The sequence below is a fragment of the Streptomyces sporangiiformans genome (genome assembly GCF_005768555.2).
Classification (GTDB): Bacteria; Actinomycetota; Actinomycetes; order Streptomycetales; family Streptomycetaceae; genus Streptomyces; species Streptomyces sporangiiformans.
The window spans coordinates 1-18041 of record NZ_VCHX02000124.1 but is presented as its reverse complement, the minus strand read 5'-3'; the positions used below and the strand labels follow the sequence as shown (position 1 = coordinate 18041).

The 18041-nt window shown below is 71.7% G+C and carries 12 protein-coding genes; 5 read left to right on the top strand and 7 right to left on the bottom strand.

All coding sequences use genetic code 11. The features are described from left to right. The first annotated feature begins 97 nt into the window (after positions 1-97). Entirely contained in the window at positions 98-1048 is a 951-nt protein-coding gene (locus FGD71_RS16665; RefSeq protein ID WP_119101239.1) for an aldo/keto reductase, read from the top strand. A 7-nt stretch (positions 1049-1055) separates the two neighbouring features. Here the strand turns inward: FGD71_RS16665 and FGD71_RS16660 are convergent, their stop codons facing one another. The 4 genes from FGD71_RS16660 to FGD71_RS16645 form a co-directional block, all read right to left on the bottom strand. Continuing rightward, on the bottom strand, positions 1056-2498 hold the full coding sequence (locus tag FGD71_RS16660) for a PrsW family intramembrane metalloprotease (protein ID WP_119101238.1): 1443 nt from the start codon (positions 2496-2498) through the stop codon (positions 1056-1058). A 103-nt stretch (positions 2499-2601) separates the two neighbouring features. Beyond that, a complete protein-coding gene (gene trmB / locus FGD71_RS16655) occupies positions 2602-3384 on the bottom strand; it encodes a tRNA (guanosine(46)-N7)-methyltransferase TrmB (protein WP_119101237.1) in 783 nt (260 codons plus the stop codon). A gap of 113 nt (positions 3385-3497) precedes the next feature. Then, positions 3498-4709: an L-2-hydroxyglutarate oxidase gene (gene lhgO, locus FGD71_RS16650; protein WP_240436621.1), complete on the bottom strand. Its 1212-nt coding sequence runs from the start codon at positions 4707-4709 to the stop codon at positions 3498-3500. A gap of 193 nt (positions 4710-4902) precedes the next feature. Next, a complete protein-coding gene (locus FGD71_RS16645; protein WP_119101235.1) occupies positions 4903-6327 on the bottom strand; it encodes an NsdA family TPR-like regulatory protein in 1425 nt (474 codons plus the stop codon). Positions 6328-6988: 661 nt separating this feature from the next. On the opposite strand from FGD71_RS16645, the gene FGD71_RS16640 reads away from it, so the two are divergent. After that, positions 6989-9085: an asparagine synthase-related protein gene (locus tag FGD71_RS16640; protein WP_119101234.1), complete on the top strand. Its 2097-nt coding sequence runs from the start codon at positions 6989-6991 to the stop codon at positions 9083-9085. 26 nt (positions 9086-9111) lie between these two features. On the opposite strand, the gene FGD71_RS16635 is transcribed toward FGD71_RS16640, so the two are convergent. Both FGD71_RS16635 and FGD71_RS16630 read right to left on the bottom strand, forming a co-directional pair. Then, positions 9112-10947 (bottom strand): sigma-70 family RNA polymerase sigma factor, encoded by a 1836-nt coding sequence (locus tag FGD71_RS16635; protein ID WP_119101233.1) that lies wholly within the window; start codon positions 10945-10947, stop codon positions 9112-9114. A gap of 204 nt (positions 10948-11151) precedes the next feature. Further along, a complete protein-coding gene (locus FGD71_RS16630) occupies positions 11152-11928 on the bottom strand; it encodes a TetR/AcrR family transcriptional regulator (RefSeq protein WP_119101232.1) in 777 nt (258 codons plus the stop codon). 376 nt (positions 11929-12304) lie between these two features. Between FGD71_RS16630 and FGD71_RS16625 the strand changes: the two genes are divergently transcribed. Together FGD71_RS16625 and FGD71_RS16620 are read left to right on the top strand one after the other, a co-directional pair. Then, complete coding sequence (locus FGD71_RS16625) at positions 12305-13669, top strand: NAD(P)/FAD-dependent oxidoreductase (RefSeq protein WP_119101231.1); 1365 nt, start codon at positions 12305-12307, stop codon at positions 13667-13669. 124 nt (positions 13670-13793) lie between these two features. Then, the gene (locus tag FGD71_RS16620) at positions 13794-15452 is read left to right on the top strand and encodes an ATP-binding SpoIIE family protein phosphatase (RefSeq protein WP_119101230.1); all 1659 of its coding nucleotides are present in this window, start codon (positions 13794-13796) and stop codon (positions 15450-15452) included. 164 nt (positions 15453-15616) lie between these two features. Here FGD71_RS16620 and FGD71_RS16615 read toward each other — a convergent pair whose 3' ends face one another. Beyond that, on the bottom strand, positions 15617-16894 hold the full coding sequence (locus FGD71_RS16615) for an MFS transporter (protein ID WP_119101229.1): 1278 nt from the start codon (positions 16892-16894) through the stop codon (positions 15617-15619). A 158-nt stretch (positions 16895-17052) separates the two neighbouring features. On the opposite strand from FGD71_RS16615, the gene FGD71_RS16610 reads away from it, so the two are divergent. Then, positions 17053-17601: a MarR family winged helix-turn-helix transcriptional regulator gene (locus FGD71_RS16610; protein WP_119101228.1), complete on the top strand. Its 549-nt coding sequence runs from the start codon at positions 17053-17055 to the stop codon at positions 17599-17601. The last annotated feature ends 440 nt before the right edge of the window (positions 17602-18041 follow it).

The following is an 18041-nucleotide window of genomic DNA, read 5'->3' as shown; positions in this document are numbered from 1 at the left end:
GCTTTGAGCACGTACGCCTGAAAGGGCGGGCGTACGTGCGGCGTGTAGGTGCTGCGTACATGGAATACGGTCGTCCGGTACGGCCGTTGACGTACTCATGCCTTCTCTCACTCTTCGCACGCTGGGCTCATCCGACTTCGAGGTCTTTCCGCTCGCTCTCGGTGGCAACGTCTTCGGCTGGACCGCGGACCGCGCACAGTCCTTCGCCGTACTCGACGCGTACGCCGCCGCGGGCGGCAACTTCGTGGACACGGCCGACACTTACTCGTCATGGGCTCCGGGCAACGAGGGCGGTGAGTCGGAGACGGTCATCGGCGACTGGCTGGCCGCGCGCGGCAACCGTGCCGACATCGTCGTCGCGACCAAGGTCGGCTCCCATCCCCAGTACCCAGGGCTGTCAGCGGCCAACATCAAGGCCGCGGCCGAGGCTTCGCTGCGGCGGCTGAGGACCGACCACATCGACCTCTACTACACGCACCGCGACGACCCGTCGGTGCCGGTCGAGGAGATCATCACGGCGCTGGACGAACTGGTGCGGTCCGGCAAGGTGCGCGCGATCGCCGCGTCCAACATCTCCGCAGAGCGGCTCCAGGAGTCCCTCGACTTCTCCGACCGCGAGGGCCTCGCGCGGTACGTCGCGCTGCAGCCCCACTACAACCTCGTCTCCCGTGACACCTACGAGGGCCCGCTCCAGGACGTGGCGTCCCGCAGCGGGCTGGCCGCCGTGCCGTACTGGGCCCTCGCTTCCGGCTTCCTCACCGGCAAGTACCGGCCGGGCGTCGAGGTCGACAGCGCGCGGGCCGGGGCGGCCGGCGCGCATCTGGAGTCGGAGCGGGGGCCTCGTGTGCTGGCCGCGCTGGACGAGGTCGCGCGGGCACGGGGCGCGGAGGTCGCCACGGTGGCGCTGGCCTGGCTCGCCTCCCGCCCGACCGTCGCGGCACCGATCGCCTCGGCCCGGACGGTGGAGCAGCTTCCGGCGCTGCTGAGGGTGGCGGACCTGGAGCTGACGGACGAGGAACTGGCGCGGCTGACGCGGGCTTCGGCCTGATCGCGTTTCACGTGCGATAGGGGTTGTACGCCGGATAGGGCGCCGACTGCCCGTACGGATACCCGTACGCCGTATGGGGCGCCGGCTGCCCCTGCGGGTACCCGTAGCCCGGCCCGGCACCCGACCACGGACCTGGACCCGAACCCGGACCCGAACCAGGACCAGGACCAGGACCGGGCCACAGTGGCGGGACCGGAGCAGGTACGGAAACCGGAACAGGAGCCGGAGCCGCCGCCCTGGCCGCGTACGCCAGTGCGGGCCGGGCGACGTCGCGCCGGGCCCACAGCTCCCACAGCAGTTCCCGTTCGCGTACGACGAAGTCGGCGCTCGCGCGGCCGCGTCGCCCCCGGTGGCGGAGGAACGCGAGAGACGTCGCGTACGCCTCGTACTCCGCGACGGCCCGCCCCGCCGTGCGCCCGCCGTGGTGGGCGGCGTACTCCCGCGCCATGCGCCGCGCGCGCATGGAACCGAGCGCGAACGGCTCGGGCACGGTGAGCCAGCCCGCCATCGCGTACGCGGGGAGTTCGGTGCGCACCGTGCCGAGTTCGCGCTGGCGGGTCCAGATGACCAGCCAGGTGAGCAGCCCGAACGCGGGCACCATGAACGCCGCGTACACCGCGAAGAAGCCGTATTCGCCGAACGTCGACGATCCGTTCCACACGGCGTGCATGCCCATGGCGAGCAGCAGGCCGAGGAGCGGGAGCAGCACGCGTCGCACCTGGTGGCGGTCCGCCGACAGCGCGGCGACGCCGAAGCCGATGCCGGTGAGCACGGTGAACAGGGGGTGCGCGAAGGGCGACATGATCACGCGCACGAAGAAGGTGGCGGCGGTGACGGAGGCGAGGCCGCCGTGGCCGTTGAGCTGGTCGGTGCCGAAGGCGGTGCCGAGGTAGAGGATGTTCTCGGTGAACGCGAAGCCGGTCGCGGTGACTCCGGCTATGACCACGCCGTCGACGATCCCGGTGAAGTCCCGTCTACGGAACAGGAAGACCAATAACACCGCCGCCGCCTTCGCCGACTCCTCGACGATCGGCGCTATGACCGTCGCGCCGAGCGTGTCGGCGCTCGACGGGTCCGCGGTGGCCGTCGCTATCCATTGGGTCGCGAAGCTGTTGGCGACGATCGCTATCAGCGCCGCCGCGCAGGCGCCCCAGGCGAAGGCGAACGTCAGGTTCCGCCAGGGCCCGGGCTCGACCCGGTCCAGCCAGCGGAAGGCGGCTATGAGCAGCGGGACGGGCAGCACGGCCAGGCCCAGGCCCACCAAGAAGCCCTCCGTGCCGGTCTGTTCGCGGACCATGGCCAGGATGACGAGGCCGGAGAGGGCGAGCAGGGTGCTCAGCGCGCCGTAGCGCACCCACCTGCGCTGCCACCAGTGCGCATGCCTCCGTGGGCCGCCGGCGGGGGTACCGGGAGGCGGCGGATACGTCGGGTACGGGGGACAGGTGGCCACGACATCGACCCTAACCAGGGAGGGGCTTCACCCGCGACGGTGCGTCGAATGTCGGGTGTCTACGGGTGCGGTACGAGTGGCCTGCGGATGCGGTATCTGTGACTCATGGATGCGGTACGCGGCGGAACAGCAGGTCGTGCACCACATGTCCCTTGTCCAGGCCCTGGCTCTCGAAACGGGTGAGTGGCCGGAAGTCCGGACGGGGCGCGTAGCCGCCGTCCGGCTGGGTGTTCTCGAAGTCCGGGTGCGCGGTGAGCACTTCGAGCATCACCTCGGCGTACGGCTCCCAGTCCGTCGCGCAGTGCACCAGCCCGCCCGGCTTGAGGCGGGATGCGGCGAGGGTGAGGAACTCCGGCTGGATCAGGCGGCGTTTGTGGTGGCGCTTCTTCGGCCAGGGGTCGGGGAAGTAGACCCGCAGGCCGTCCAGCGAGTCCGGGGGCAGCATCTCGCGGAGCAGGATGATCGCGTCGCCGTTGCCGACCCGGATGTTGGACAGGCCGCTTCGGTCCGCGAGATTGAGGAGATTGCCCTGGCCGGGGGTGTGCACGTCGACGGCGAGGACGTTGGTGTCGGGGTCGGCGGCGGCCATCTGTGCGGTGGCCTCGCCCATACCGAACCCGATCTCCAGCACGACGGGCCGGTCGTTCCCGAACAGCTCCGAAAGGTCGAGCTTCCGCCGGCCGTTGATGTCCAGCCCCCACTTGGGCCACAACCGCTGCAACGCGTCCGCCTGCCCGTGCGTGACCCGGCTCCGGCGCGGTTGGAAGCTACGGATCCGCCGCTCGAAGTGGGACCCGGCAGGGTCGGCCCGGGGCCCGTCGGGAAAGCGGGGTTCGCCCTTGACGCGGCGGCGGGGCTCTTGGGAAGTGTTTCGGGACTCAGACACAGTGCTTTGATTCTACGAAGGCGGGAGGCGGGCACAGCTGCCCTCTCCAAGCCTCCCACCCACGCACCCGCGCCCATGCACCCAGGGCCCCGCCCCGAGGCCCTCGCACCCGCTCACGCCCGGCCCAGGGCCCCCAGGACCCGTCGGCCCACCTCGCGCCCGATCGGCAGCGAAGCCGTGGCCGCGGGGGAGGGGGCGTTGAGCACATGCACCGTGCGGGCCCCCTCGCGGATCAGGAAGTCGTCCACCAGGGTGCCGTCGCGCAGTACGGCCTGGGCGCGGACGCCCGCGGCCGAAGGGACCAGGTCGTCCGGAGTCACCGCGGGCAGCAGGCGCCGCACCGCCTCCGTGAACGCCGCCTTGGACGCCGAGCGCCGCAGCTCACCGCCGCCGTACCGCCAGTGCCGCCGCGCTATCCGCCAGGAGCCGGGCCAGGCGAGCGTGGCGCCCAGCTCACGCATCCGGACCGTCGTCCAGTTGTAGCCCTCGCGGGCCAGGGCCGGCACGGCGTTCGGGCCGATGTGGACGCCTCCGTCGATGCCCCGGGTGAGGTGCACTCCGAGGAAGGGGAACGCGGGGTCCGGGACCGGATACACGAGGCCGTTGACCAGCGAGGGCCGCACCAGTGAGTAGTACTCGCCCCGGAAGGGCACGATCCGCATCCCGGGCTCGTCGCCGGCGAGGCGGGCGATCTCGTCGCAGTGGAGACCCGCGCAGTTGACCATCACGCGCGCGCGTACGACCGTGCCGTCTCCCGTACGGACCGCGACCCCGAGGTCGGGCCGGCGGTCGATGTACGTGACCTTCGTCCCGTACCGGATCTCCGCCCCGGAGGCCTCCGCGAGCTGCCGTGCGACACCCACGAAGTCGCACACGCCCGTCGTGGCGACGTGGATCGCGGCGAGGCCCCGGACCTCCGGTTCGTACTCGGCGATCTGGGTCGGGCCGAGCTCGCGGACCGGAATGCCGTTCTCCCTGCCGCGCTGTACCAGTGCGTGCAGCCGGGGCAGCTCGTCGCGGTCCGTGGCGACGATCAGCTTGCCGGTCACGGCGTGCGCGATGCCGTACTCGGCGCAGAACTTGACCATCTCGGCGGCGCCCCGCACCGCGTACCGCGCCTTGAGGGAGCCGGGGCGGTAGTAGATGCCGCTGTGGATGACACCGCTGTTGCGCCCCGTCTGGTGGCGGGCCGGGCCGAGCTCCTTCTCCAGCACGATCACCCGCGTGCCCGGCGCGGCACGCGTGATCGCGTACGCCGTCGACAGCCCGACGATCCCGCCGCCGATCACGAGCACGTCACAGTCGTAGGGGATGTCCCGCCGCACCCTTCCCACCTCCCACCTAGATAGTGCCCTGCGCCACTGACAACACCCTCAAACCCAAGAGAACGACCAAGGGGGCCTGCGGCCCTCTTGAGGGACCGCAGGCCCCGAAGGGGCGCGGGGAACCGCGCGACCAGCCACGCTCAAACCCGCAGTCCCAAGACCACACCTACCAGGCGGACGCTCAGGAACCCGGTCAGGCCGGTGCGACCAACAGCGGCCGCGCCCGCTCCCGCAGCTCCACCACGCGCGGTTCGTCGCCGTACGGCTCCAGCCGGTGGAGCAGGTCCTTCACATACTCGGTGGTACGGGCCGAGGAGATGCGCCCCGCGACCTCCACCGCTCGTACGCCCTGCTCGCATGCCGCGTCCAGGTTGCCCGACTCCAGCTCGGCGACCGCGGACACCACGAGACGCAGGCCGTGGGAGCGTACGAACTCCTCCGTCGGTTTCGACAGCGCCTGCTCCGTGAAGCGGCGGACCTGGCGGGGTGCCTTGAGGTCGCGGTAGCACTCGGCGGCGTCGGCGGCGAAACGGTCGTAGGAGTAGAAGCCCAGCCAGGACGGGTCCTGGTCGCCGTCGCGGGCCCGCTCCAGCCAGCCCTCGGCGGCCCGCAGGGCCCCGCCGGCCGCCTGGGCGTCACCGGCGCGCGCGTGCGCACGTGCCTCGACCAGGCGGAAGAAGCTCATCGTGCGGGCCGTGGCCAGGCCCCGGTTCCGCTCCAGCGCCGCCTGCGCGAGATCGACGCCCTCGTCGCCGAAGCCACGGTAGGTGGCCTGCAGCGACATCGATGCCAGGACATAGCCGCCGAGCGGAACGTCCGCGGCCGCGCGCGCGAGGCGCAGCGCCTGGATGTAGTAGCGCTGGGCGGCCTCCTGCTGGCCGGTGTCGAAGGCCATCCAGCCGGCGAGGCGGGTGAGTTCGGCGCTGGCTCCGAACAGGGAGCGGCCCACCTCGTCCGAGTACGCGCCGAGCAGCAGCGGCGCCGCCTCCACCCTCAGGCACTCCGGCACCATCGACGAACGCCAGTCGCCGCCTCCGTACTTGGAGTCCCAGCGCCTGGCGTCCTCGGCGGCCTCCCGCAGCTTCAGTACGTCGCTGTGGCCGACTTTCATCGGTGCCCCGGAGCCTTCTACCGGGCTCGCGTCGCGCGCCACCGAGCTGTCGGCCGGGGTTATCAGCCACCGCGACGCGGGAGTCGCGTACGCGCTCACCGCGAACGATCCGGCGAGCGACTGCCAGATGCCGCCGGAGCCGGCGCGGCGTCCGGCGAGGTCGAGCCGGTACAGCTCGGTCGCCGACTTCACCGCTTGTCCTACGTCACGGGGGAAGGCGAGGCCCACCTCCGGTGCGGGATCCGCGTCCGCCAGACCGATCTCGTGGAGGGGGACGGGGCGGCCGAGCTTCTGGCCGATGGCCGCGGCGATGAGGTGCGGCGCCGCACCCTGCGGCACCATCCCCTTCGACACCCAGCGCGCCACCGACGTCTTGTCGTAGCGAAGAGTCAACCCGCGTTGGGCGCCAAGGTCGTTGACGCGTCGTGCGAGTCCTGCGTTGCTGATTCCCGCGAGGGCGAGAACGGTGCCGAGTTTTTCGTTCGGCCCGCGTTGCTCCCTGGACATGCGCCACCCCTCGACACAGACGGCTGCCGCGCTGGCATAACCACGCGGCATTCGTAAACACAGCGTAGTTCGCCGCATCCCAAGCGTTAAGGGGCATAATTCCGGATGGCGAGATTGTGGCCCGTACGCAAGTACGCAGCGTCGCGGTGTGCTCCCGGTGTGTGGCTGTGCGCCCGGCCGTGCGCTCTTCTCCGGCCATCGCGGAAGCGTTTCCATGGAACCTGCGTGGGTCGGCCCGCTGTACTGGATCCAGTGGGCTGGGGGACACCGCCGCCTTCATCCCCGCGGGCGGCGGACCGGTCCGGGAGGCGAACCCCGCCTCCCGGACTGTGCGTTGCGCAGAGCATGTACGGAGCGTGTGCGAGCCTGGCTGTCCATCGCCGATTTGGCTGAAAATCGACCACGCTTGCGGGTGCGGAATACCCCTTCCCACCATGGGACTTGAGGGCGCGTTAGGCGTTTTTAGGGAGCGCGCCGGGGGCGCATTCACGTCGTCACCTCCTTGTCCCGTGCGTGCGTTCGTCTCATTGCGGGCATCTCCTCAGGGGCGCACTCCGGGGAGTGCAAGCGGGGGCGGGGAGCCTCCGTCGCGCTTTCTTCGTGGCAGCATGGTGCCCAGTTCGTGCGGTGCACTGGTTGTCCACAGCCTGTGGAGGCGGCGATGCGGTGGTTGGTGGGGTGGAGCAGTACCACCGCGGGTTTCTCCGAGATCGGCTCCGCGGGCGCGACCGGCAACAACGGCGAGACGGTGCACCCCGTGGGGTCCCAACTCCTGTGGGGTGACCCCGATCCGCTCTGGGCCGTCGGCGACTGGCGCCCCGACGAGGTGCGCGTCGTGAAGGCCGACGCACAGACCCGGATCGCGGTGCTCGGCACCTGCGGCGCCTCCGACGAAGAGCTGCGCGTCGGCCTGTTCGCCGCGCGCGGCGGGGCACTTCGCCATCTGACGGCCTGGTCCGGCAGCTACACGGCCATCGTCCAGGTCGGGCGCCGGGTGACCGTGAGCGGCGATCTGGCAGGCGCACGGCCGGTGTTCTACACCCCCTGGGCGGGCGGCACGGCATACGCCACGGCCGCACTGCCCCTGGCCGACCTCATCGAGGCCAACCTCGACTTCGGGCACCTCGCGGCGCTGCTCGCCGCGCCCGACGTCCCCGCGGCCCTGCACGACTCCACGCCCTACCTCGGCGTGCAGCGCATTCCGCCGGGGCACGCACTGATCCTGCGTGCGGGCGCACGCGAGATCGCCGGTTACGAACCGGTGGCCTCCCTCGCCGTCGCGGCACCCTCCGCCGACCCGGACAGCGCGGTGGACGCCGTACGCGACGCCCTGGTGGAGGCCGTACGCGCACGTCTGGCGGCCCCCCGGCACGTCCCCGGCGCCGATGTGGACCCCGGCCCCGTCCCCGGAATGGGGCCCGCCGAGCGGCGCGCGGCGCGCGGCACGCCCGTGCCCGGCATCGGAGCCGACCTCTCCGGAGGACCCGCCTCGGGAACGCTGGCCCTCCTGGCCGCCGGCCTCCCCGGCATGCCGGGCACCGTCCTGGGGCACGGCACCGGCGCCGGTGAGCGTCTCCTCGCGGTCACGTTCAACGACCTGGCCGTGCGGGGCCGCGAGGCCGAACTGGAGCGCGCCGGGACGCTGGCCGCCAACCCCCGGCTGCACCACGTGGTGGTCGCCGGCGGCGAAGAGGTCCTTCCGTACGCCGAGTTGGACGGCCCGCTGACCGACGAACCGAGCCCTTCGCTCGTCACGGCGGCCCGCCACCGCGCGAGGCTCGCCTCGGGCAGCGCCGACCACTTCACCGGATACGGCGCCCGGCAGGTCCTGGACGCACACCCGGCGCGCCTCGCCGACCTGCTGATGGACCGCAAACGACGTCACCTGGTGCGCCCCGTGGCGGCGTTGGCCAGGGCCGACGGCTCCGTCATGGTCCCCGCGCGTGTGTACAGCGCGGCGCGCAAGCTCGCCCGAACGCCCTACCTTGTCGGCGTCCAGGGCCTCGCCGACCGGCTGCTGCACAAGCAGTTCGAGGAGCCGGGAGGTGCTGTGGGGGCGTCGCTGGCCGCGCTCACATGGGCCAGACCCGGGCCCGCGGCGCGCTGGCTGACGGGTGAGGCACTCGCTGAAGTATCGGTTCGCCTGGCGGGTGCGACGAGCCGCGCCGGTATCGGCCCCGGACAGCGGCCCGGCGACTACCGCGCGCGTGCCGCGCTCGCCCGGCACGCCGCCGACCTGCGCATCCTGGAGCAGGCCGCCGAGGTCCGCTCCCAGCGCCTGCACGCACCGTTCCTCGACAACCAGGTCGTCCGCGCCTGCCGCGCCCTGCCCGAGGCACTGCGCGTCAAGCCGGGCGCGCGGGCCGCGATCCTCCGTACCGTCCTGGAGGGCGCCGGCGTCGCCGACCTCCCGCCCGGCTGGGGCGCGCCCTCCCACGCCTCCTCCGCGGCCGCCGCCCGCATGGGCCTGCGCGCCGCCGTCGACGACCTGGTCGACCTCTTCGACACGCCGCTCCTCGCCCAGGCGGGCCTGGTCGAGGCCCGCGTCGTCCGCAAGGCCCTCCGGTCGGCGGCCGACGGCGAACCCCTCCCCCTGGAGGGCCTCGCCGACCTTGTCTCCCTCGAACTGTGGCTCGGCCGCTTGCTGGACCGCCGGGGAACGTGCTGGACGGGCACGCCCGCGCGGCAGCGGGCGGTACCCGGTGGGATCGTGCCGCAGCAGGGCGCCTTGGGGGCCGGGGCGGCTCGGCAGGGGTAGAGGGCCAGGACCCCAGACCTCAGACCTCAGCGCGCCTCGACGACCAGGCCGAGCGTCTCCTTCCCGGTCAGGGGCAGGGTCAGGTGCGGGGGAATCGCCGACTCGCCCCTCCGGGCCCCGACCAGCCCCTCGTACGCGGCGCACGCGCGGCGGAGATCGACGGTGAGCGAGGCCTCGCCGTACACGGTGACGCCGCACTCCCACGCGCTCGACTGCTGGTCCGCCGGGGCCGGGGGCGGCGTGGGAGTCGCCGCTGTCGGGGCTGGTGCGCGTGCGGGCTCCGGCGTGGGAGCCGGTGTCGCTGTCGGGGCCGATGCGGGGGTGGTTTTCGGGGCGGGGGTGGTGGGGCTGATGGGGCTCGGCGTCGGATTCGGCTCCGGTGTCGGTGTCCGCATCGGTGTCGGCGTCGGCTTCTGCCTCTGCGTCGGTGAAAGGGCGGCCGCCGGAACCGGCGGCTTCGGCTCCGAGGCCTGCTTCGGTTGTTGCGACTTGTGCTTCGGTTCCGACGCCTGCTTCGGCGAGTTCTTCGATTTCGGGGACGGCGACGGCGCGCCCGGCCCGTTGTCCGGCTCCAGGTCCGGTCCGATGTCCTGGTCGATGTCCGGTTCGATGTCCGGTTCGACGACGGGCGCCGACACGGGCGTCCGGGCGTCGGGCTTCTCGAGCGGGTCGCCGTGGCCCGCCATCGCGTACGCCACCGCCGCGGCGGCCACCGCGATGACACTCGCCGCGATACCGGTCTTCGCGGGCGCCCCGAGCCCCTCGGCGGCCGCCCCGGCTCCGGCGCCGCCCACGGTTCCGGTCGCGGCTCCGGCCGCACCCGCACCCGCACCGCCTCCGGCGATGAGCGTGGCCACCTTCGCGTACCCGGCGGCGCCGAACCAACCGATGACCGCGACCGGCACGAGCGCGGGGATACCGCCGGCGACTTCCTCGATCTGACCGGCGGCGAGCCGGCACCTCGCGCACTGCTCCAGGTGCTTGCGCAGCCCCCGCTCGGCCCGCGTGCGCAGCCCGCCGCGGGCGTACGCGCCGAGCCGGTCGGCGTGGCGCGCGCACTCCTCGCTCTCGCTCAGCGCCGCGCTCACATGCGCCTGCAGATAGGCCTGCTTGAGGCCCTCGCGAGCCCGGCTGGCCAGGACACGCGTGCCGTTGGCGTCCAGCCCGAAGAGCGTGGCCACCTCACTCGGCGACTCGTCCTCGACCTCGGTGTGCCACAGCACGGCCTGCCACCGCTCGGGCAGCGACCGGAAGGCCCGCACGGCCATCGACTGCTCGGCCTCGTGCATCGCCCGCACATCCGCGCCCAGGTCGAGGCCCGTTCCGAAGGAGCCCAGGGCGGCCGTGTCGTGAGCCGTCTCGGCGACGCGCGCGGCCTGCGCCACGAACACGGCGAAGTCGTCGACCAGTTGCTCGCGCTTCGCCGACTTCATCCAGGTCGCGGCGACGCGGCGTACGGTCGTCAGCAGATACGCGCGTACGGCGTGCTCGGGACCCGAGCCGCCGCGTACGGCCTGGAGCATGCGGGCGAAGACCTCGGCGGTGAGGTCGTCGGCGGTGTGCGCGTCCCGGCAGCACGTGCGCGCGTACCGGCGCACGGACTCGGCGTGGCGCCGGTACAGCTCCTCGTACGCCGTGTCGTCGCCCGAACGCATCCGCGCGATCAGCTCGGCGTCGGACGGCGGCTGCCCCGGCGACGGCGACAACTCAGACGCGCCCGCCGAGGAAGCACCCGCCGAAGAAGCACTCTTCGACGGACCGCCCCTCGACGGACCGCCCTGACTCGGTACCTGCCGCGAGGGCAGCCCGCCGAACACCGAACCACCGTCGCAAAGCGACCCGTCCCACCCGTCACCGCTCATCGCGGAAAGCCCCCGCCTGCTCACTCGGACCCGAACACCGGGAAGAGTGCCACACGGTCTCGGCGCCGTGACCAGGAACAACGGACCAACCACTCGTCCGTGGGGACTTGCCACACAGCAGCGTCAGCGTTCACTCGTCCGGGGAAGACCCAGCCGGTCCTCCCCGGACGGAAGGTGTCTCGGGCAGCTCGCCGCCGACCCGACTCACACGGGACGGGACCGCAGCCCCTCCAGCAGGATGTCCAGCAACCGCGCCGAGGCCGCCGCCTGCTGGGCCGCGTCCGGCAGCGAGGGCGCCGCCGTGGCGATGACCAGCAGGACGTCCGACACGGTCACGTCCGTGCGCAGCTCACCCGACGCACGCGCCCGATCCACGAGCCGGCCCACGACCTCGAGCAGCTGCGCCGCCCCGGCGTCGTCCTCGGCCGCCACGACCGGCTCGGCGGACGCGGGCCGCTGCTCCACGAGTCGCAGCTCGCCGTTGACCGGCTGGGACCGCTGCTGCGGCACCCGCGCCCCGTCGAGGGGCAGGCCGTCGTCCGCGACACCCACCCGTAGCACCTGCGGCGGCAGCAGCCGCCCCGCGCCCGAGGCCACGGACGTCCGCAGGAAGCGCGAGAGCGCCGACCACGGCTCGTCCTCCTGCCCGAGTGCCGCCCGCGCCTGGTCGGTCAGCCGGGAGGTCTCCTCCTCGGCTATCCGCCGGACCAGGACGTCCTTGCTCGGGAAGCGCCGGTACACCGTGCCGACGCCGACCCGCGCGCGCCGCGCCACGTCCTCCATCGGCGCGCCGTACCCCAGCTCGCCGAAGACCTCGCGTGCCGCGCGCAGTACGTGCTCCAGATTGCGCTGTGCGTCCACGCGCAGCGGTGTCGTGCGCGCCGCGTCCCCCGCGCCGCGTCCGTTCCCCACCGCCGCGCCGACCGCGCCACCCGTTGTGATGGCAGACGCGGTAGACCAATGAGTGTCCTGAACATGCATAAGTGTTCCCCCGGTAATGACGTCTCCCCCCGGAGACTCTCCCCGCCATTGACAAGCCGGAGTGAGCGGAACGGCCGGGCCCACGACCTGTCGTGCGGACCCCCCGAGCGTTTCCCCCTGCACCCCGATGACACACGAACATAGTTGAGTGGGAGTCAATTCAGAAGGGGCAGGTTCCGCACGGAGCGCCCCCCGATCGGAGTACGGACGGCTTACGTCCCGATTCCGCCCCCTAACGCCACCCTGCGCGCCCCCGCTGACCTGGGCATACTCTGCTGAGCCTGGCAAATCGGCCAACCCTGCGCGTCTCCGGCAGTCGGTCACACAAATTGTCGGGGCTGTGGACAAACTCCTGAGCTCGTTGCGTCATGGGTGGGTGAAGGAACCAGCGCGCATTCTCATCGTCGGCGGCGGCTACGTCGGGATGTACACCGCCCTGCGGCTCCAGCGGAAGCTGAAGCAGGAGCTCAAGCGGGGCGACGTGGAAATCGTCGTGGTCACGCCTGATCCCTATATGACCTATCAACCGTTCCTTCCTGAGGCGGCGGCCGGAAACATCTCGCCACGCCACGTCGTCGTGCCGCTGCGGCGTGTGCTCGACCAGTGCAAGATCGTCATCGGCGAGGCCCAGTCGATCGACCACGCCAAGCGCGTCGCGACCCTCACCACGCTCGCGACCCAGGAAGAGGGCGCGGCCGCGGAACAGATCTCCTACGACGAACTCGTCCTCGCGCCCGGCTCCGTCTCGCGCGTCCTGCCGATTCCGGGCCTCGCCGACCACGGCATCGGCTTCAAGACCGTCGAGGAAGCCATCGGCCTGCGCAACCACGTCATCGAGCAGATGGACATCGCGTCGTCCACCCGCGACCCCGCGATCCGCGACGCCGCCCTGACCTTCGTCTTCGTAGGGGGCGGTTACGCCGGTGTGGAGGCGCTCGGCGAACTCGAGGACATGGCCCGCTACACCGCGCGGTACTACCACAACGTCAAGCCCGAGGACATGAAGTGGATCCTCGTCGAGGCCTCGGACCGCATCCTGCCCGAGGTCGGCGAGGAGATGGGCAAGTACACCATCACCGAGCTGCGGCGCCGCAACATCGACGTACGCCTGGAGACCCGCCTCGACTCCTGCGCCGACCGGGTCGCCGTACTGAGCGACGGCTCACGCTTCCCGACCCGTACGGTCGTCTGGACCGCCGGCGTGAAACCGCACCCCGTCCTGGCCGCCACCGACCTGCCGCTGAACGGGCGCGGCCGTCTCAAGTGCAACGCCCACCTGGCCATCGACGGCGTCGCGCACGCGTGGGCCGCGGGAGACGCCGCCGCCGTTCCCGACATCACGGCCGACGAGCCCGGCAAGGAGTGCGCGCCCAACGCCCAGCACGCGGTGCGCCAGGCCAGGACCCTCGGCGACAACATCGCCGCCTCCCTGAAGGGACAGCCCCTAGAGGAGTACGGCCACAAGTACGCCGGGTCCGTCGCCTCCCTGGGACTGCACAAGGGCGTCGCACACGTCTACGGGCGCAAGTTGAAGGGCTACTCTGCCTGGTTCATGCACCGCACCTATCACCTGAGCAGGGTGCCGACCTTCAACCGCAAGGCCCGTGTGATGGCCGAGTGGACACTCGCGGGTCTCTTCAAGAGGGAGATCGTCTCCCTCGGTTCGCTCGAACATCCTCGTGCGGAGTTCGAACTGGCGGCCGGTGGAAAGCCTCCACAGGACCCGAAGGGGTCGTCCTGACCCGACTTGGGAACTCCCTCGGCAGGGCCGGCGTCTGACGGATGTCGGTCCGGTCGGACACACTGGTCCACGACCATGGGCGGGCCGACCGCTCGCCCTTCAAAACCACGAGGCCTGTCCCACAGTGAACTTCACGCGCTGGAGCGCCCGGCTCCCCGGAACGCAGCGCCGCGCCGCAGCGCGGACCGGCAACTCGTCGAATGCGCTCCCCCCGGAGAGCTCCGTGCCCGCGGCCCGCGCCGAGCGGCTGACCGACGACGAGGCGGCCCCGCGGGTCCCCGCCGTCGACGACCTGCCGGTCCGCGAGGTCCTCGACCGCATCCCCGCCCTCGTCGCACTGGTGCACGGCCCTGAACACCGCCTCGCGTACGTCAACGACGCGTACGTCGCGGCCTTCGGCGTACGCCCGGTCGGCGAGCCCGCGAGCGAGGCGCTGCCCGAACTGGACGAGGTGGGCCTGCTGCCCCTCCTCGACCAGGTCCTGCGCAGCTCCAAGCCGCGTACCGTCAAGTCCCGCAAGGCCCCCGGCGGCCGCTCGTACACGTTCACCTGCACCCCCGTCGACGTCGAGGCCACCCCCGAAGGCGGTGGCGTAATGATCTTCGCCGCCGACGTCACCGACCACGCCGAAGCCGCCGACCGCCTGCGCGCAAGCGAACGCCGCCAGCGCGAGACCGCGGTCACCCTCCAGCGCTCCCTGCTGCCGCAGGAGCTGGAGGAACCAGACGACCTGCGCATCGCCGCCGTCTATCACCCCGGCGGCACGGAAGCCGCGGTCGGCGGCGACTGGTACGACGTCATCACCCTCGGCGGCGGCCGCACCGCCCTCGTCATCGGCGACGTCATGGGCCGCGGAGTGCGCGCCGCGGCGGTCATGGGCCAGCTCCGCACGGCCGTCCGCGCGTACGCCCGCCTCGACCTCCCCCCGCACGAGGTCCTCCAACTCCTCGACGGCCTCGCCACGGAGATCGACGCCAACCAGATCGCCACCTGCGTGTACGCGGTCCACGACCCCAACGAGGGCCGCCTCGTGTACGCCTCCGCCGGCCACCTCCCGATCCTCGTACGCGACGAGAACGGCACCGTCCTGCGCGCCGACGAGCCCACCGGACCCCCGCTCGGCACGGGCGGCTGGATGCACGCCTCGGGGACGGTCCCGCTCGGCCCCGGCTCCACGGCCGTGCTCTACACGGACGGCCTGGTCGAGCGCCGCGACGAGGACCTCGACGAGGGCATCACGGCCCTGGAACACGCCCTCGCGGGCGCCAGAGGCACACCCCAAGTGGTCTGCGACCGCCTGGTGCGCTCGGCGGGCGTGGCGGCCGACCACGACGACGACGTGGCCGTCCTCGTCCTCCAGCACCCGGCCCGTACGGGCCCCGACAGCGAGCTCTTCCGGAACGCCGCCCTGGAACTACTGGGCGGCGTGGAGGCGGCGCCACGCGCGCGTGCGTTCGCCTCCGGCGTGCTGACGAGCTGGCGGTTCCCCACGGATCTGCACGATCTGGGTGTCCTGGCCGCCAGCGAGCTGGTCGCCAACTCCCTTCAGCACGGCACCCCGCCCATGCGCCTGCGCCTGCGCCGCACCGACCGCCGTCTGATCGTCGAGGTGACGGACGGCGACGACCACCTTCCACGCCGCCGCCGCGCCGAACCGGCCGACGAGGCCGGCCGGGGCATCGCGATCGTCGCCACGATCGCCTCGAACTGGGGCTCGCGGCGTACGCCGGGTGGGGGAAAGGCGGTGTGGTGCGAGTTCGCGCTGCGGGGCGGGGTGACCTGAAAGAGGGTTCCGCCCCAGACCCCGCTCCTCAAACGCCGGAGGGGCTGGTTTTCAGCCCGTCCTGCGTTTGAGGACGAGGCCGTTCAGGCCGATACGGGGGTCTGGGGGCGCAGCCCCCAGGATGAGGATGGGACGGGTAGGGGCGGCGGGGGCGAGGAAACCCGTCAGGCATCAGCGCGGTGCGGTTCCGCCGCCGCCCCGCCACCCCGCGCGACCACCCGGCTCCTCGCCAACGTCGGCTGATCCAGCACCGGGCTGAGCTCCCGCCCAAGCCGCACCGCCAGATACGTGATGCCCAACGAACACAGCAGGAACGTCACGATGTACGGCCCGTGCAGCGACGCCCCCATCGGCCCGCCCACCGCCGGCCCCACCGCCAACGCAAGCTGCTTCACCAGCGCGAACGCCGAGTTGTACTGCCCCGCCATGCCACTCGGCGCCAGATCGGCGACGAGCGGCGCCACGGTCGGCGACAGCATCGCCTCACCGAGCCCGAACAGCGCGTACGTGGAGATGAACGCGGCGGAGGCCATGGCCTGGCTCCCGTGCCCGAGCCCCGCGTACCCGGCCACGCCCCACGCGACCGCCCAGATCAACCCGACGGCGCCGATCACCCGGGACCGCCTGCGCCGCTCGACGAACCTCAGCACCGCGAACTGCGCGACCACGATCACCGCCGTGTTGGCGGCCAGCGCCGTACCGAGCGCGGAGGTCGAAATCCCCGCCGCCTCGACGCCGTACGCACTCAGCCCCGACTCGAACTGCCCATAGCAGGCGAAGAACAGCACAAACCCGAGCACACACAGCCGCACCATGGCCCGGTTGCCGAGCAGCCGCCGCCAACTCGCCCTCCCGCCCTGCGAAGCATCGGCCTCGAACCCGGGCGCGTGCGGCACCCGCACGGTCGACATCACCACGACCAGCAGCAGGAACACCGCCGCCTCGATCGCGAACAGCAACGTGAAGGAACTCGCGCGCGAGGCATCGACGAGATGGCCGCCGACGAGCCCGCCGACCCCGAGCCCGAGGTTCTGCAGGAAGAACTGCAGAGCGAACGCGCGCGACCGAGTCTCGGCCGTCGAGCAGTCGACGATCATCGTCGCCAGCGCCGGCTGCATCACCGCCTGCCCGGCCCCGAGCCCGGCCGCGGACAAGAGCACCGTCGTCGCATGGCCCGCGAGCCCGAGGCTCAGCGCACCGAGGGCAGCGGTGACCAAGGCGGCGAGCAGCACCGGCAGCGGGCCCCGCCGGACGATGGCCCGTCCGGCGAACGGCAGCACGACGAGCGCGGCCACAGCGAAGACGGCGAGTACGAGCCCCGCCGTCACCGCACCGAGATCCCGCACCTGCGCCACATAGACGTACAGATACGGGACCGTGAAGCCGAGCCCGAACGCGCTGAGCGCGTTGCCCACATGGATCCGGCGCATCGCTGCGCCCATCGCCCTGGTCACTTTCACCTGCCTTGACGGAGAAGCCCTGGCACGCCCGTACGCCCCTCTCAGGCGTTAGATGTGAAGACTTCAAAGCTAAAACTTAGACATTGAAGAGTACACAGCTAAGGACTTCGACGCCAAGCGAGGCGTGCCATACTGCGCCCATGGGCGACACCCCCGGCGTCGGCGAACCGACACTCGAAGAGCAGATCGCCGCGTACCAGCGCGAGTTCCAGGACCTCGACCCCCAGGTCGAGAAGATCGTCTCGGCCCTCGGCCGCCTCAACCGCCGTATGAACGTCGCCTATGGCCGCCAGACGGCCACCCTCGGCATCAGCAACGCCGAGTGGGAGGTCCTCAAGGCCCTCGTCCTCTCCGGCGCCCCCTACCGCATGGGCCCGAGCGACCTCGCCAAGCGTCTCGGCCTCACGCCGGCCGCGATGACGCATCGCATCGACCGCATGGTGGCGGAAGGTCTGGTCACTCGAGAGCGCGACGAGTCCAACCGCGTACGCGTCATCGTCGAGCTCACCTCCGAGGGGCGCGAGAAATGGCTGTCGGCCATGCGTCTCGCCTCCGTCTTCGAGGAGGACCTCCTCCAGGACCTGTCCCCGGAGGAACGCGGCGTCCTCGGCGACGTCCTCACCCGGCTGCTGCGCCGCGTGGAGGATGCCCAGCCGGACGCCAACGGTCGCCTCAGCGACCTGGACTGACGGCGCCTCCGATGGTTTGACGCAGCCTCGCGCGGGGGACACTTGACAGTCCCCCCGTTGATCCGTAAGGTTCTTCGAGTTGCCACGGGGCCGTAACGGTTCTGCGACAACACCTCCGCCGCAGAAGCGGCACACCAAACCATCAGCGCGACCTCCCAATGGGACCAATTTCGGCATGCCCGAATTCAATTCCTCTGGGACTCGGCAGCCCGATTAGGAACTGCCGAGAGCATCCGCTAAAGTTTGGAACGTCGGAACGGCCCAACAGCCGTGATGACAAAGCCAGTTGACTGGGAGTCAGGCCCGAAAGGATCTGATACAGTCAACATCGCCGGAAGGCCGAAAGGCCGGAAAGCAAACCCCCTCCGACGGGGAAATCGGACGCGAAAGAGTCTGATAGAGTCGGAAACGCAAGACCGAAGGGAAGCGCCCGGAGGAAA